The sequence below is a fragment of the Psychrobacter sp. CX5 genome (genome assembly GCF_057621535.2).
The window spans coordinates 1,621,457-1,639,010 of sequence record NZ_CM177735.1 but is presented as its reverse complement, the minus strand read 5'-3'; the positions used below and the strand labels follow the sequence as shown (position 1 = coordinate 1,639,010).

Annotated in this window: 14 protein-coding genes; 7 read left to right on the top strand and 7 right to left on the bottom strand. The window is 40.0% G+C overall.

The window, feature by feature from the left end; translation table 11 throughout:
- Positions 1-89: 89 nt before the first annotated feature.
- Both infC and AC21OG_RS06335 read left to right on the top strand, forming a co-directional pair.
- Positions 90-593 carry a translation initiation factor IF-3 gene (gene infC / locus AC21OG_RS06340; protein WP_486547951.1) on the top strand — a complete coding sequence of 168 codons (504 nt, stop codon included), beginning with the start codon at positions 90-92 and terminating at the stop codon, positions 591-593.
- A 377-nt stretch (positions 594-970) separates the two neighbouring features.
- Positions 971-2,218, top strand: coding sequence for a toxic anion resistance protein (locus tag AC21OG_RS06335; RefSeq protein WP_487378355.1), 1,248 nt, complete (start codon positions 971-973; stop codon positions 2,216-2,218).
- 224 nt (positions 2,219-2,442) lie between these two features.
- Here the strand turns inward: AC21OG_RS06335 and ahpC are convergent, their stop codons facing one another.
- On the bottom strand, positions 2,443-3,009 hold the full coding sequence (ahpC, locus tag AC21OG_RS06330; RefSeq protein WP_486547956.1) for an alkyl hydroperoxide reductase subunit C: 567 nt from the start codon (positions 3,007-3,009) through the stop codon (positions 2,443-2,445).
- 664 nt (positions 3,010-3,673) lie between these two features.
- Between ahpC and AC21OG_RS06325 the strand changes: the two genes are divergently transcribed.
- Complete coding sequence (locus AC21OG_RS06325) at positions 3,674-4,588, top strand: hydrogen peroxide-inducible genes activator (RefSeq protein ID WP_487378354.1); 915 nt, start codon at positions 3,674-3,676, stop codon at positions 4,586-4,588.
- 78 nt (positions 4,589-4,666) lie between these two features.
- Positions 4,667-5,530: an HD domain-containing protein gene (locus tag AC21OG_RS06320; protein WP_487378353.1), complete on the top strand. Its 864-nt coding sequence runs from the start codon at positions 4,667-4,669 to the stop codon at positions 5,528-5,530.
- A gap of 72 nt (positions 5,531-5,602) precedes the next feature.
- Here the strand turns inward: AC21OG_RS06320 and AC21OG_RS06315 are convergent, their stop codons facing one another.
- From AC21OG_RS06315 to AC21OG_RS06290, 6 genes are all read right to left on the bottom strand, one after another.
- Entirely contained in the window at positions 5,603-6,313 is a 711-nt protein-coding gene (locus AC21OG_RS06315) for a M48 family metallopeptidase (RefSeq protein ID WP_487378352.1), read from the bottom strand.
- A 24-nt stretch (positions 6,314-6,337) separates the two neighbouring features.
- Positions 6,338-7,837, bottom strand: coding sequence for a DUF1513 domain-containing protein (locus AC21OG_RS06310; RefSeq protein WP_487378351.1), 1,500 nt, complete (start codon positions 7,835-7,837; stop codon positions 6,338-6,340).
- A 14-nt stretch (positions 7,838-7,851) separates the two neighbouring features.
- The gene (locus tag AC21OG_RS06305; RefSeq protein WP_487378350.1) at positions 7,852-9,048 is read right to left on the bottom strand and encodes an imelysin family protein; all 1,197 of its coding nucleotides are present in this window, start codon (positions 9,046-9,048) and stop codon (positions 7,852-7,854) included.
- Positions 9,049-9,256: 208 nt separating this feature from the next.
- On the bottom strand, positions 9,257-10,969 hold the full coding sequence (locus AC21OG_RS06300; RefSeq protein WP_487378349.1) for a di-heme oxidoreductase family protein: 1,713 nt from the start codon (positions 10,967-10,969) through the stop codon (positions 9,257-9,259).
- Between the two features lie 234 nt (positions 10,970-11,203).
- Entirely contained in the window at positions 11,204-12,664 is a 1,461-nt protein-coding gene (locus AC21OG_RS06295; protein ID WP_487378348.1) for an imelysin family protein, read from the bottom strand.
- Between the two features lie 266 nt (positions 12,665-12,930).
- A complete protein-coding gene (locus AC21OG_RS06290; RefSeq protein ID WP_486547942.1) occupies positions 12,931-13,587 on the bottom strand; it encodes a YiaD family glycine zipper/OmpA-like lipoprotein in 657 nt (218 codons plus the stop codon).
- Between the two features lie 835 nt (positions 13,588-14,422).
- Here AC21OG_RS06290 and yihG point away from each other — a divergent pair.
- From yihG to minC, 3 genes are all read left to right on the top strand, one after another.
- Complete coding sequence (gene yihG / locus AC21OG_RS06285; protein ID WP_486547941.1) at positions 14,423-15,385, top strand: 1-acylglycerol-3-phosphate O-acyltransferase, YihG family; 963 nt, start codon at positions 14,423-14,425, stop codon at positions 15,383-15,385.
- A 119-nt stretch (positions 15,386-15,504) separates the two neighbouring features.
- Complete coding sequence (locus AC21OG_RS06280; RefSeq protein ID WP_487378347.1) at positions 15,505-16,587, top strand: hypothetical protein; 1,083 nt, start codon at positions 15,505-15,507, stop codon at positions 16,585-16,587.
- 90 nt (positions 16,588-16,677) lie between these two features.
- Positions 16,678-17,535 (top strand): septum site-determining protein MinC, encoded by an 858-nt coding sequence (minC, locus tag AC21OG_RS06275; RefSeq protein WP_487378346.1) that lies wholly within the window; start codon positions 16,678-16,680, stop codon positions 17,533-17,535.
- The last annotated feature ends 19 nt before the right edge of the window (positions 17,536-17,554 follow it).

Below are 17,554 nucleotides of genomic sequence, written 5' to 3'. Positions count from 1 at the left end.
AGCGTGCTAATGGCGTTAATAATGTTAATAATAAAGACTATAAAACCTAAAACTGATGAGGAGTATTACCTATTAAACAGTCAAACCGTTTGAACATCAACGAAGAGATTCAGCAAAAAGAAGTTCGCTTAGTAAAAGAAGATGGCGAACAGATGGGTATTGTCGATATCGATACTGCCCTAAAAGCGGCTCGTGATGACAATCTAGATTTGGTTGAATTGGTACCAGATGCCCAGCCGCCTGTGTGTAAAGTGATGGACTACAAACGTTACTTGTATGACCAAAAACAAAAGGCGAAAGAGGCTAAGAAAAACCAAAAGCAAACCCAGCTTAAAGAGATGAAGCTACGTCCAAGTACTGAGGAAGCAGATTACCAAGTTAAACTGCGTAAAATTATCAGCTTCTTAGAAGACCAGGACAAAGTGAAAGTAACCATTCGCTTCCGTGGTCGTGAGATGGCTCACCAAGACCTTGGTCGTCAGCAACTTGAGCGTATTATTGAAGATACAGCTGACATCTCAAATGTCGAGCAACATCCAAAAATGGAAGGCCGTCAAATGGGCATGCTACTTGGCCCAACTCGTAAGAAATAATCAATGTGGTATGTCTAATTTGACAATGTGTCATGTAGACAGCGTCATGTTGTGATTTGTTATACACTCTATATAGTAATAATCGCGTACCACCAATTTGCAGTAGCGGATTGGTGGTTTTTTTCCACGTTAAAAAGTGCTCATCAAACTTAAAAGCACTCTTTATATGTGCTACAAGTCCTAAACCAAATTTTCAATCACGCTCTAAACCAAACGCTAAATCACACTCAAAATAAAGTTACTTTTATTTAATATCATCATAGTCTACTTTCTTGTACTATTTAAAATACAACCTCTTTATTGTTTCGAAAACATTCATTCAACCTTTAAGCCAACACATTGCTTAATTTAATTGCTCAATTTATAAGGATAACAATATGCAAGAATTAACGCCTCCTGAAAATGCAAAAGCGCCCGCAATCAGCCTAACGCCGCCAGAAGCAGTTAAGGAAGTCCCTGTCACTGAAGCGGATCAAATGGTTAAACTTGATCCTAGTGATATCCCTGAGCTCGATGCCAAAGTTGACGCTTTTATCGATAACGTCCTTACAAACTCTGTGCAAAGTGATGAATTCAAACAAAAAGTCCAGTCAATACATAATTTAGGCAATAAAGAAATACGTGAGTCAGCTCAAGTGTCTAACCGTATGTTAGAGCTGCCTTCCAAAAGTTTAAGCAAAGGCTTATTTGATGACTCTCCTATTGCCAAATCCTTAACCGAGCTACGCGGCATTGTCGAAGATTTAGACCCAAGTAAAAAACAACTGACAAGCTCACGCAAACTGTTTGGTCTCATTCCCTTTGGTAATAAAGTTCAAGATTACTTTCGTGAATACGAATCGTCTCAATCACATATTAATGCGGTGGTAACCAGTCTATATAACGGTAAAGATGAGCTCATGAAAGACAATGCTATGATTGAGCAAGAAAAAGTTAATATGTGGAACTTGATGGAGTCTATTCGTCAATATGTCTATGTAGGCAAAAAGATTGACGAGCAGCTAGAGAAAAAGGTCTACGAGATTGAAGCGACAGATCCTGAAAAGGCACGTATTATTAAAGAAGAGATGTTGTTTTATGTGCGCCAAAAAAACACAGACTTCTTGACTCAATTAGCAGTCAATATTCAAGGTTATCTAGCACTTGATACCATTCGTAAAAATAACCTAGAACTGATCAAAGGTGTCGATCGTGCGACGACAACGACGGTTTCCGCATTACGTACGGCAGTCGTGGTTGCTCAAGCCATGACCAATCAAAAACTGGTATTAGATCAAATCAGCGCGCTTAATAAAACAACCAGTAGCTTGATTGAATCTACCTCTGCCATGATGAAGCGTCAATCTACTGAAATTCACGAGCAGGCAACCAGTAGTACTATTGAGTTGGACAAACTTCAAAATGCATTTAACAATGTCTATGAGACGATGGATATGATTAGCGCTTACAAGGTGCAAGCGCTGGATAATATGAAGCAAACGGTTGATACTTTGACTAACGAAGTCGACAAAGCTCAGAAATACTTAGATAAGAGCAATGAGACCACCATCTTAGAGGTATCAAAAGATATCGACACTAAGAAAATCAGTAATAAACCTAGCAACACCGTTGATATTGATTTATAGAGATTCAGTTTATATTCTGTTGCTTGAAACTCTCGCTTTAAGTGTGTTTTTAAGCAACATTCAAAGACTTCACACTAAAAAAGCCCCGCTAAGCAAATTAGCGAGGCTTTTAATAACTGCCTAAAAAGGTATATATAAAGTTAGCTTAAACAGCTGATATTTATATACACCTCATTATTAGGTTAAAGTATTATTAAGTTATAGTATCTAAGTTAAACGTCACCTTAGATTTTACCAACTAGGTCTAGGCTTGGCTTAAGAGTGTTTTGACCTTGTTCCCAAGCTGCTGGGCAAACTTCACCGTCGTTGTCACGAACATACTGAGCAGCTTTAACTTTACGTACCATATCTTTAGCGCTACGGCCGATACCTAAGTCATGGATCTCAGCAACTTTAACAACGCCATCTGGATCAACTAAGAATGAACCACGTAAAGCAGCATGCTCTTCTTCGATTAATACATTGAAGCCACGAGCAATATTACCAGTACCATCACCTAACATTGGGTAAGTCACTTTGCCGATTGCTTCAGAAGAATCGTGCCATGCTTTATGTACAAAATGAGAGTCAGTAGATACTGCGTAAACTTCTACGCCTAAACCTTTAAGTTCTTCATAATGGTTTGCCATATCTTCAAGTTCTGTTGGGCATACGAATGTAAAGTCATGTGGGTAGAACATGAAGATAGCCCATTTACCTTTCACATCATCAGAAGAAATGGTCTTGAATTCACCATTTACGAAAGCTTCAGTCGTAAATTCAGGGATAGTTTGATTGATAATAGATGCCATGATTAAGGCTCCTTTTTTTGTGGGTTTAATTGAATTTAGCTTCTTGCATACTACAAAAGACTGTTCGTAATTATATTATTAATGGACTTTTGCTAATTGCTTATCAAAGTCTAACCTATCATAGCGGTATTGCAATTCTATGACGTGGTTGATTGTGATGGTCGATGGTTAATTTATGTAGCCTTGCATTGAAAAAATCATGGATAAAAGGCATAACAATAACTGATCAATAGGATATTCTGGCTTTAGTTGTTATGACTTGAACATTAGATATGGCAGCTATGGCTACTTAACTAGCAACAATTTGATTTAACCACTCACAACTTGACTTTAATCAAGTGATCTCGTTAACTACGAGTTTTATTATAGCAATCTATAATCTTTAATCTAATTTAAAGATTATAATATGATGTTTTGTTTAACAAAACGTAGACCAATATATTTCGCACCTGTTATGATAACAGTTGCTCACTCTCAAAATGCTCAAATATGTACTTAATCATATAGGTGCTTAAATAGCTACTTACTTAATGGTTAATATTTCTTAAAGCAATATATGCTATAGCAATATATCGTACAACGATAATATTTTGTACAACGATAAATAGTACAGTGTGCTACCAAAATTATAAATGAAAAATATTTAATAGATAAGAGAGACTTAATGATTACTTTAAGACAATTAGAATTTGCCCTTGCTGTCGCTAAACATCGCCACTTTAAACGTGCCGCTGAAGAATGCAATATTTCACAATCTGCCTTAAGCTTAGGTATTGCCGAGCTTGAAAAGCAGCTCGATACTCAGATCTTTGAGCGTAATAATAAGCAGGTGCTTATTACACCTATTGGCGAGGAAATCTTAACGCGTGCTCAGCGGGTATTTTCTGAGATCAACGACTTAACCACCCGCGCTCATAGTCACCAAACACCGCTGGCTTATCCTATGTCAGTCGGTATGATTCCGACCATTGCACCGTATTTACTCCCCAAAGTGTTGCCTGAGTTAAAAGCACAGTATCCTAACTTTCGTATGACCATCGTAGAGCAACAAACCGAACGTTTGCTAGAGCAAGTACGTTATGGACATATCGATACCGCTATTATCGCACTGCCCTATCCTGTCGAAGGACTGCATACGTTTGAATTTTGGGAAGAGGACTTCTTTGCGATTTTCCCAAGTGACAACCCCTTTGCCAAGTTAGAAACCATCAGTGCAGATCAGCTTGGTAGTACCAACTTAATGCTATTAGGGGAAGGACATTGTTTGACCGATCAAGCATTGACGGTCTGCTCATTTGATCGCGATGATTATAAGTCTAATTTTTCAGATGCTAGCCTTAATACGCTTATTCAAATGGCTCTAGCGGGTATGGGAACTACCTTAATTCCAGAAATGGCTTTAAAACAAGTGCATCATCAAACCAATGATGTTGCGACTGTTCCCTTATCTGAAAAAGGACCTCATCGCCGTATTGCCTTTGTCACACGCTTGAATTATGCCCGCGTCGATGACATTAATCTATTGGGTAATATTTTTAAAACTGCTTTAGAGAAGTGTGAGCAACAAAATGCTTCTTAACACTCCAGTATTTTGTAAAGCTTTAGTATTTTGTAAACCATATTTTAATATATTTTACAAATTAATTGTCTTTTAGCCATGGCATCTAATAATAAAACAACGACGCTGTTATTTACCTCAATTGTAGATACGCCCATTCAGTATCCAGATAACCAATCGCGCTCCATTGAGAGGCTAAAAGACCGTTATTATGGACTCTTTACGCGTTTGGCTCAGTCTAATGATAATGATTTTCATCTTTTGAGTGATTTAGTGAATTTAAATGCTTTAGAGGCTGATATACATTCATTATGGGAGGATATTTATTCTCACTATACTCAGCCTCATCGTCATTATCATACGCTAGACCATTTAATGCAGATGTTTGACCATTTTGATGAGGTTAAGCCTTTACTACATAATACAGTCGTTGTCGAACTGGCCATTTGGTATCACGATATCATTTATCAACCTACTTTGAATAATAATGAACAGCAGAGTGCGGATTATTTTAAACAGCAACTGAGAAGTTACTTGCCACCCTCTTTAATTCGCCAAGTAGAGTCGCTCATTATGATGACGGCGTCTCATCAACTACTAAATCCTAATGAATTAGCGCATAACCCTCAATCTTGTTGCAATATTGATGATGGTAATAATGGGGAGAGTCATCAAAAACAATCGAAGTGCGGACTTGAGATAGCTCTAGACGATGCGCGGTATTTTTTAGACATGGATTTGGCTATTTTGGGCGCTAAATGGAAGGTTTATAATAAGTATGCGACCCAAGTGCGTTCGGAATATCAGCATATTCCATTAGTAGTCTATAAGAAAGAGCGTTCAGCAATTTTGAATAAATTTTTGGAAAGAGACAGGCTTTATTTCTCAAAAGAATTTTTTGATAAATACGAGCAACGGGCACGTCAAAATATTGAGCATGAAATTCAGCAACTTTTAAATTAAGAATTGTTTTTAAAGTAGGATATATAAACCCTATTCACAATACCTTGGTTCCTCTGTTCGTTCTAATCCCCTTCAATCCACAATCCCTGATTTACCCGCCAGCATATCATGCCAATGTTTATAGTCGGGCATAGAACGCTTTACTTCACCCCAAAATGCAGGGCTATGATTGGCATGATGCAGATGACACAACTCGTGTACGATAACATATTCAGTACAGGCTAACGGATAGGCTGGCAGATATACAGAGAGCCAAACCCGCTTAGCTCTGGTATTGCAGCTGCCCCAACGGGTTTTCATTTTCTTAATACGCGTTTCATTGGCCGTTGCACCGACGATGGGTTGCCATTTTGCAAACAAATCAGGCATGACATTTTGTAGCTCTTGTCGATACCAGCGAATCCTTTCTTGCTCACCCATAACCAAACCTTGAGGGTTGCCCCAAAGTGTTACCGGAAGTAGGGTGTTATTGTCATAGCCCTTTTGAGAGTCACCGTTTTGCACCCCATATTGCTTTTTTAAACGCTGACGTTTTAACAAGGTCGCATGGTGATTTATGGCCCAGTCAAGTCGATGAGAGATTGCGGTCACAATGTCACTTGTAGTGGCATGGTTAGGAGCAGATACAGATAAAAGATTGGGCTTTAGACGAAAGTTAATATTTTTTACCCGCTTACGCGTCACCACAAGCTTGATATCTGCTTCATTTAATAAAGACTCGAGGGCTTGGTAGACACTGGTTGCCTCTTTATTATGTTTAGCAGACTTACGGTCAAATAACATCTCATACCTTATTTAAAAACATCCTTATAACTCTAAGGCGTTTAAATGATTGTCAAACGCATAGGGCAGATGCAATTTATCGACATCTAACTTAAAAGAGCTTGTCTGATTAAGACTTAACTGAGTCAAATACCCCTGTCCATCACTGACTAAAAAACGTGCGATATCATTTTCAGACGTGAAGGATCCTCTTGTAGCGTTAGGCCAATTGGCCACACCGGCACAGTCTGCAAGCTCAGTTGCCACCAGCATTTTACCGGTGGTTAAATCAAAAATAGCGGCACAGCCCCCTATCGGACTGGTCGCACAAACTAGATTATGATCAGAGTCGACAGCGACACTAGCAATATAATGGTGGAACCGATGCCAGCCCTTGGTGTCCGCTTTATCTAGCTGCATTGCCGTTAGTTTTGACTCTCCTCGACGATGAGTCAGTACCAAGGGCACACTCAAATGACGCTCACCTTGGAACTGAATACCGATCACCACTGTCCCATTATCATGCATCGCTAAATGACGCACACTCATTTGATTATGCTCAGGATATATTTGTTGCAACAATGTGCCATTATGACGATTAAGATAAACCAGCGACGGCTGCATACTGTCTAAGTTTAGCTCTTGCCTTGAGGCACGTTCGGTCTTAATTCCCCCATTTGCTACCACCAATGTCTCACTGTCAGTATGCATCAGCAGTTCATGTGGGCCAATACCATGGGTGGCAAACTCGTCAATTTTTTTATAGCCTGTCGCTACCTCATAAACGCCAATAATACCACTAAAATCTAACGTATTATTTTCTGTGACGTATAACAAATCGCCCGCTAAACTATAACAAGCATGACCATAAAAATGACGATTAGGCTCAGATTTTATGTGATAAATGACGTCTCCACTATGACTGTCCAAAACCCAAAAGCTGTCACTCGGGCGGCGACCCATCACCACTACCTGCGGACTGCCCGCCTGAACGTTCCTCTTATAAGTATGATACTTAGAAGTAGTCTGAGAATTTGAATGGGAGATGCTTAGCGGCTGTATTAAAATATCATGCACCCGCTCTGGCATAGGCGTCTGCCAAATAATTTGGCGATGACTATCAATAGCAACAACGGCAAAAGTATTGCGCTTTAAATCTGCAACGCCACTTATCCAATAAGCTGTCTTTATACTATCAGGGGAACTGCTTGTACTATCAGCATCAGAAGGTGTAGCAGACTGATGCTGGTTTACAGACTGAGTTTTCTGAGCAGGTTTAGTGCGTTTAGTAGGTGTACTATTTTGAACGCGCTGTTGAGCACGCTGTAGGGCAGATCCCAGCCCCTCGATATAATCGCGCAGACGCGCATCAGGATTAGCTTGTTTCCGGCCCAGATGATGCGATCCCACTAAGGCAAGCGTTCCCAAACTTGCCAGCCCAACGGTTTTTAAGATGGTTTGTAGACCCGTCGCCAACGTACTGTCGTCGTTGGGATCAGTAAAACATTTCCCCTGACTGCTTGGCTTAAAAATGAATGAGGACATATCTGATCTCAACATTAATCACCATCCGTACTATTAAAGCCTACCTGCACACCGAGTGTTGGCATCAATTGACGTTTAACCAGTCTCGTAAGCTCGGCAAATTTATCATACAATTGTTTCTGAGTGTCAGGGGTAGCGTCAGTCAGATCTTGTGGCATTTGTGCCAATAAGGTTGAAATCTCTGCCAATGTTGACGACATCTTATCAGCTAAGGTATCTTGCCCTCCTTCTGAGAGAATGGCTACCAATGCTGGGTCGGTTAAAGCTTTGTTTAACGCGGCTACTTTTGCCGTAATTATTTCTCGACTCTGCCCTGCCGCTTGTGCTGGTAGATGGCCTTTTTTATTGCCTGTTATTCCCAAAGGCTGATCGAGTGAGGTACTCTTGGTAGTTTCAATCAAAGATAGTACTGAATTGATCCAACGGCTTACACCGACTTTGCTAGCTTCTTTGTTGCCTTCTTTGCTATCGGCTTGACTTATACCCATTAATTCTTCTGCCGAGTTATCCCACGCGTTTTCTATATCAGTCAACCTATTCGCCAAGGCGCCACTGGCGCTAACAATATAGTTACACTGAGCCGGAGTTAGTGACTCGTTGGCATATAATACTTCTTCGAGCCCTGGAATACCTTGGACAATGGCACTTTCTGCCGCTAGCTCATCAGCGGTTAAGTTAGGATTGGCGTCTATAAGATCAATGACGCCTTGATGGACTAGTCCACGTTCATCAGGATAGTAATTGATATACAGATTACTCATGCTGTCCATCGCTGGACCAAAGTTGATGATTTCTGCCTGTGCCCATGCCTTGGCTAACTCTAACCATTGTCCACGCAGTTCATTAAGTTTATCGCCTTTTAAACCACTATTATTGGCTTGACAGTACTGCGTTGCTAAACTATTTAACGTTCGGCTTTGTTCAGAAATTTGTTGATAAGCTGGTAAAATTTGCGTTTCAGTCACTCCAGTAATATAGCGGTGTGCTGTCTCAGGGGAAATATCGATAGCATCAATCGCAGCTGCATTACCTGTACTGTCTGACTGAGTATCGGTCTGAGTGCCGGTGTCGCTTTTAGCCGCGATCGTTGTGTTTTCGACTTCTTGTTCGTTTGCTGTTTTTTGTCCATCTTCATTTGGCTTGCTACAGCTGATTAAAATACCTGCACTGAGTGCGGATAGCACCATAGCAGCGAGTTGGTGTTTTTTCATATTATTCTCATTTTGTTTATACGTCTTGCCCTAGTTGACTCTATTATAATATGACACAGATATAATATTGCACAAAAAAGTGTTTCGATTTAATTAGGGTCATCTAGCTAAGGTCTAGACATTATCGTCGGTTTACGCCTAGTTTGGAAAACTGCTTTGATAAATTGGTAGCTATCAGCAGTCCTAATATTTGAATGTTTAACAGACCCTATAGTGAATTCAAAAAAGCCTCTAATTCCGTGCGACCTTGCTCATCTAACTGTAAAACTTTTTTCTTATGAGCCTCAGCTTCGCCGCCATGCCAAAGCACAGCTTCCATCAGGGTTCGCGCTCGCCCATCGTGTAAAAATGTCGCTTGTGAGTCTACCGTTTGCGCCAACCCTGTACCCCAAAGTGCAGGCGTTCGCCACTCATATGAGGTCGCTAAAAACTCAACCTTAGCGTCTTTAGGAGCAAGTATCCCGGCAATGGTACGATCTGCCAATTCCTCACCCATATCATGTAATAATAAATCAGTATAAGGATAAATGATCTGACCTTGCTGTTCTAAATTGTCATCGTTGCCTTTTGGTAATTGATAACGCGGTGTATGGCAGTCCTGACAACCGATATCAAAGAAACGTTTCTTACCTGCTAATACTGTTGCATCGTTAGCATCTCGCCGATCAGGAACTGCTAAATTTTTGGTATAAAATTCAACAAATTTTGCCACATCATCACTGACCTCAACGGGTGACTTGCCATCGCCTTGATCATCAGCCCCTGTCGGTGCTTTAAGACACTGGGGTTGATTTTTAGTACAGGACTCTATAGGACGTATACGTGATGTCAGTCCCATATCTTCGTTAAAGGCGCTCATATTTTGAGTAAAAAGGCGAGTCTGACCAGCTTTCCAGCCAAACCTGCCCAATGCCTGCTTACCAGTTTGAGGATCTAAAACCACATTATATTTGCCACTGATGCCGTCTTTATTTTTATCCTCTGCATCTGCTTGACGCTTAATCGCCTCATCAGGAATATACTCAAGAAGGCCCAACCCTATCATCGGCAATGCCACACGGGGTGATAACATAAGCTCTTGACTAAAAGAACCATATCCTGGGTTTTTTAATTGAAAATTGGGTCGACGCAGGGTGACCACATGACCATCTGCAAAAGTCACGGGTACTTCCGTCCATTTGACCGATATTTTGGCTTCAGCAGGCACTCCTTGAATACCTCTATCTTGCAGTTGACCACCATAGACCGGGTGTATTACCTTTTCAATTTGCGAGTTATTCAAAGCATCGATTTGCTCTGGTGTGGTCGCCGGCATTGCTAATCGTATCAGTAAACTGTCCGCATTATCGTCTGCAGTCATCGGCGCATGCCCGCGCCCATCTTTTATATGACAAGACTGGCAAGCGGCGACGTTAAATAACGCCCCTAACCCATCTCGACTATCAGTGCTGGCAGGTGCGACTACCCAAGGCTGCTTAAAAAAAGCATTGCCAATAAAGAAATCGCCTTTTCGTGAGGCGGTAATATTTGACGAAGGCTTAGAGTAGCTTTCAGCCGAGGTAATGGCGATACCCGTCTCTCCCCCTTGCTTGATTTCCTGCGGGTCAAAAGTAGCTAACTGGGTCAAAGGCACACCTGCCAATGCTTCGATAATCTGTGTTCGATCACTCTGATCTTTTTGAGATTGCGATTTCTTTGATGCTTCTTTGTCAGTGTCATCTGCCGGTTGCTGACAGCCACTCATTCCTAATAAGGTAAAGCCAATGAGCGATACCCCTAGAACTTGAGTCAATCTATGCTTTTTTAGCCTTAACGTACTTAGTCTTCCTACTTCATTTGAATTCAACTCTTCTACAGTCGCTTTATAGACACGATTTGAAACTCGGCGAAAGCTTGAGCTTGGTAAATGACGGTGTTTCATAATGAGTCCTCAAATGACACTGGTCAATTTTAAAAAAAGGGTAACTGACAAAGCAAAACACGTTACCAGATAACCACTGGTAACGTGTCTATTTTATAATGTTAGACGAGAATGTTAGACGAGATAACTGGATAAGACAGCTCATAAATATTCTAGGTTAATTCGGGACCTGTATAGAAATCCTCTATTGATATTGAATATAAGCCATCAAACTTGAATTAAATCTATTTAGGCTTAAAACTGCGAACCGGTATCCGCATCTAAGTTTTCTATACCAATGCTTTTTGCTGAATACTCGATAGCATCTGTCAAAGACTTTAGATCATTAATAGCGGACTCAACCCAGCCACGTCGTTTATTTTGGTCATCCGCAGTAACACCTTGCTTGCTCGCTTGACCAACTGTTGCAATCATTTGATCGACTTTAATGCCGTTCTCTTCACCTTGAGTCACAATGGTATCAAAGCTTGATGCAACTTTTTTAAACTCAGCGTCTAGCTTGTCAGCGGCGTCTGTTTGTCCAGCATCTATTAAAAACTGTTTAATGCCATATTCGCCGACTGTTGACCCTGAAACGGTCTTATACTGACCGTTGAATACGTTATCGATACCACGCGCATTATTTGCATAGCTGAGATGCGTCAAGTCACTGAAACACTCATGCTCATCTTCGGTAGAGCCAGTAACAAAAGCAACCTGCATACGCTCTGAGGCAAGCTCTCCAAGTGCCAAACTCCCCATTTGATAAAAAATCTGACGCACCGCATTGTCACTACTACGCGCCATCAAATCACTACGCAATGTATTTTCTGAATTGGATTGCCACTGTGCCACCATGTCGCTCAGATCATCAACCAATAGTTGGGCTGCTGCCTCAAGATAATCGCCACGTCTTTCACAGATATCATCATCACTCGGATTGCCCACACCACTGGTACATTGGTCATCTTCCATATAATCGCTTACGGGGCGATTACCAGCACCTTCGCCAACACCGTTAGTATCCTGACCCCATAATAAAAACTCTATGGCATGGTAGCCAGTGGTCACATTTGCTTCACTACCGCCAATTTCATTCATGTCGGCCAGTAATTCTGGGGTAATCTCGCTGGTGTCTTGTTCAATGCTACCCACTGTAATATGGTCTGAATTTATAATATTATCTTTACTATTATATTCACCCGCGTAACCTTCTGACACATAGTCAATCAAAGCTTCGTCTAACGGCCAAGCATTAACTTGACCTTCCCAGCCATCCACACTACCTATCTCTCGGTTATCATTGGCAGTCACAAACCCTTCATCAAAGCGGAATACCTCGGTTTGCGAATAAGGCTGACGGGCTGCTTTATAAGCGGCTTTTGCTGCTTCTAAGTTGGCTTCAGTGGGGTCATCTACAAAGGTATCTATCGCAGCTTGTAGTTTTTTTGCTTCATTTAATGAATCTTCATAAGAGGCCAATGCCATATCAGCATAACTGGTCAGTAGTTTATCGACAGAAGCTTGATCACCTTCACTGGCTGTAGTACGCTCAGCATCATTGGCAGTAGTGGCGACTTTAGCATTAGTGATATCATCGGCTTGCTCTGTGTCCTCTTTTGAGCAACCTGTTAACGTTATTGTCCCGATGACTGTCGCTATTAATGCAGTGGTTAGTTTGGATTTGATCAAGTTTTTCTGTGTTATTAAAGCCATAAATTATTCTCTAATTAAGTTTTAGTTCTGCGTGGTGATAATTTGGGATCTCAAATCGGTCTATTGAATTAAAAGTTCTAGAGAGTTACAAAAGCAACCTTTCATTATTAATTAAGAATTATAGTGGTATTGATAACCATTATCAATACAAAAAGTAAATAACTTAACATTTAGGCAAATTTTAGGTAAAAAAATAAGCCAGTCATGACTGGCTTACTTTAAAGACAAGGAGGATTAAAAAGAACTTAAATTAACAATGACTTATATTAGTTTAAGTTTTGAGGAGCGTTGATTTTAATTTCCACACGACGGTTTTGCTGTCTACCTTGCTCAGTATTGTTGTTACCAATAGGTTGGTTTTGACCATAACCCATAGTTCGGATACGATATCTTGAAACGCCACGGTTAACTAGATAACTTGCAACTGCTTGGGCACGGCGCTCAGAAAGACCTTGGTTATAAGAGGCATTACCTGTGCTATCAGTATGACCGGCAATATCTAATGTCGTTTGGTCATATTGGTTCATCGTGGTAGCTAGCTTATTCAACGTATTATAAAACGATGAATTAATGTTAGTACTGTCATGAGCGAATGTAATATTACCTGGCATAACAAGGTCAATGTCACCCGTTGTTGGGTTGCGGTTGACTTCTACGCCTGTACCTTCCATTTGCTGTTTTAACTGTTTTTCTTGCTTTTCCATATACAAGCCAACAGCACCACCAAGTGCAGCACCAATCGCTGCATCACGACCAGTATGCTCACCACCAGTTGCCTTAGAAATACCGGCACCTGCAACCGCACCACCTAGAGCACCTAATACACCTTTATTAATAGATTGTTGACCTGTTGCAGGATCAGTCGCACAACCGGCTAACGCCAAAGAAGAAGCCAAAGCAGTAATCATAAGTTGGTTTTTCATAATAAATTCCTCAATTTAAGTCCATAGATTTAAACACTATTTCTATAACATTGTATTCATACAAAACTATATATAGAAAATGCTACTTTATAAAATATCTTCGAATCGTATACTTTCAAATCAAATACTATTCTGTCTAATACTTGTATATCACATAGTATAATAGAAAGTTTCTCTTAATAAAGTTAGCAAATGTTTCATAGGTTATTATGCCTAATATATACATTTTGCATCTATCAATTATGTAATAAATTGTCAGTTTGCTGTATTATATGTAGTATTCATATCACAGTGTTAACCCTCTTAATACTTTGATTCCAAATACTGTATTATTCCAAATACCGTATTACAAATTTTCTTTATCGAATGCATTCCTATAACTCACTCATAAATATTACTCATCTACTTAAGCAAATATAGTAAATTATTTTCATAATCAAAATAACGTTCTAAATTTACGTTTTATCGTTGTCATTTCTGCAGTCTCTGGTTTACAATCGTAAACAGAAAATTTATTTAAGAATGCTCATAGTAATTTCTATTTAACAGTATCGTCTATTTACAGTAATGCCTATTAGCCATATGAGTTGGTATTTAAAAAGATAATCAGAAATGTCATCTTATACTGCCCTATATTAATGTTAGTCTTATTAAGTATAAGTTAACGCATTGTAAAGCAAATTCCGTTATCTAACTAAGCTCTTATCTATCTGATGATACTCCTAGGTCAATACATCACTAGCTTAATCTTAATATAGCCATAGGCATCAGCTCTATAATACTTAATCACCTCGATGCTTGATTCTAATAACTACTAATCACTTCGGTCTAAATTATGAAAAGTAAAATAAAAAACATCTATCAAAAACTACATACTAAAGCCCCATCAATAGGGAAAGTGGCCTCATTTACTACAGCAGCAGGGGTTATAGGTGCCAACACCTTTACATTTGGTGGGCCATTATGGATGCTTGGCATGACCAAAGTAATGACGGGCTCAAATGTGGCTGATAGCAACGTTATCAAAATTGCTAAGCATTGGATTGGGACGAATAACAAACTGATAGACAGCGTATTGCCTGAGCGCGACTGGCGTATTGACATCCCTGATGACCTTGAACAAGATAAGCAATATCTACTTATTAGCAACCACTTATCTTGGGTAGATACCACTATCGTACAATATATTAGCCAAGATCGACTGCCGTTGACTCGATTTTTTACCAAATTTAACCTAATCTATATTCCTGTCGTCGGTCAAGCCTTTTACTTTTTAGACTTCCCAATGATGAAACGTCACACTAAGGAAGAAATTGCTAAAAATCCAGAGTTAAAAAATCGCGATATTTTGGAAGCAAAACGAGCCTGTGAACTTCTAAAAGACAAACCTTTTGCCTTACTCAACTATCTCGAAGGGACGCGCTTCACTCCTGAAAAGCGTGATGCCCAAAAATCGCCTTATAAGAACTTATTAAAACCTAAAGCAGGCGGTATATCCCTTGCTATTCAAGCGCTTGGTCCTCAAATTGATGGTATCTTGGATATGACCATCGTGTACCCTGATGGTAGCCCTTCTTATGGTGATTTATGGAAAGGAGATGTAAAACGGCTAGGGGTGCATATGCAACGTATTGATATCCCACAATCGTTATTTACCTCTATCGAAGAAGGTGATTATAACAATGATGACGATATGAAGCAGACCATGTACGCATGGTTAGATGAGATTTGGCGTCAAAAAGACGAGCAAATTGATCGCATGCTTGCAGATTTTGAAAACTCGCCAAAGCCTTTGTAACTTTGTGTCTTCATGATGGCGTAATGGCATATAGAAGCTGAATTCATCAGTTAAAATCAGGATTAAAAGTCAACTGAACCTTATTTAAGGTCAACTCAACTTATAGGCTTTGCAACCGCATGACAGACTTAAAAGATACCCCTGAGCATACTCAGGATCAGGGCAGCCCTAATAACGTACCAACTGCTTATTCAAACCCGTCAAAACATAAAACAGCAACCAGACTGTCATTGTTTTACGATATTATTATGCTGTTAGTTATTATTGTTGATTTATCTATTATAGGTATTGACCTATTACTGATGAGCAAGTTTGCCGCTCAGCTCGCCGACTGGTTAAGTTTAACGCAATCTTATAATTACTATACCCAAAATATTCATCAACCTCTTAGAGTGTTAGGCGGATTCTTTACTATATTTTTGATCATAGAGTTGGTATTTCGTTGGTTGCTATCTATTGTATCTAAAGAGTATAGCCGTTGGTTCTTTTTCCCCTTTGCCCATTGGTATGAAGTTATTGGTTGTTTTCCTCAGTTTCGCGCCTTTCGTCTGTTACGTGCCTTTTTTATCGGCCGCAAACTGTATCAAATGGGCTATCAGGTTTTACCAAAGAGCTGGATTAAGACCGGGAAGTTTTATTATGATGTTGCATTTGAAGAGTTATCAGACCGTGTCATCTTGACTGCTACGGACAATTTGCGTCAGCAGTTTGCTGATGAACAGGCGAACCAGCGCTTTATCGAAGACACGCTGAATAAAAACCGTCTTAACATCCAATCGATGCTCTCCTCGATGCTAAAACAAGAGCTTTCTCCGCAATTGGTTAAGCTGGCTCATAGTGATGCCTCAAAAGAGCTATCAGTCCAAGTTGGCTTAGCGGTTCAAGAAGCGTTAAATAATACGCCAGAGTTACGCCGATATTTGCGTATGATTCCTATTGCAGGGGGCTTAATTGAGAGTCAAATTCACGTTATTAGTCAAAATATTGGCGAGAACATCACTAAACGCTTGTTGTCACATTTAACCCAAACTGAAATAACAGATGTTATTATTGATGAGGTTGCGAACACTATAGCGAATATTGACCTCAATAACCCTGAGCTTGAAAACCTTGTCGAAAGTATTGTCAATGACGGATTGACCGCATTTGAACAACAGGTTAAAGTTCAACAATGGAAACACCAAGAATACCTGCATCTTTAACTTAGACCTGTTCTGATGCAGACCTGTTAAAATCATAATTAATAACTATACTTATTCATAACTTTGCGTCGCTTATTCTAAGGATTTTTTATGTCAGCCTCGAACGATGCTATTCCTGCATTAAAAATGTATGGCAAGATGCTCGCTTTTACACGCATAAAGTTGCAAACAGCTGAGCTTAAGCAAATTGAAGAATACCTTGCAGCAAACTTAAGCAGTAAAAGCAGTCAAATTCCGGTTATCATTGAATCAGATATAGAACAAGATTTAGCTGCTTTGGTAGAGCTTTTTTGGTCATGGGGACTGCAACCCATAGGGGTAATGACTGGTATTTTAGATGAGGCCGCCAAAACGTTAAGGCTTGCTATTTTCCCTGGGGACGGTAAGCGAATCGAACGTATTCGCCCCACTAAAAGAGCACACAATTCCGCAGCAACTCAAACCTCTGTATCAGTCGCAGACCCAGTCGACACTAATGAAAGTGTTGACCACCCTAATGGTAATACGGTTACTGCTGGTCAACCTCAAAATGACTCGGGTGGTAATAATACCTTAGTTGACAATAGTGTCTTAATTGAAGATAGCACTATTGAGGACGATACTGAAACGATGACTACCGTTTTTTATGATCAAATGCTACGCTCCGGTCAAAGTATCAACCATGTTGGTGGTGATTTAGTATTGACCAATAGTGTCAATAACGGGGCGGAAGCTATAACAGACAACAGCTTACACATTTATGGACGCGCTCAGGGTCGTTTGGTAGCGGGTGCAACAGGTGATAAAGATGCCAGAATATTTTGCCAACGCTTCAATCCCTCGTTAGTGTCTGTCGCAGGCACCTACTGCTTAAATGATAGCATCCCAAAAGATATGATCGATAAACCGGTTCAAGTTAGATTTGTGGAAGGTCAAGGGCTGGTATTTGAAATACTCAATAACAATTGAATCAGAGCCTTTCAATAAG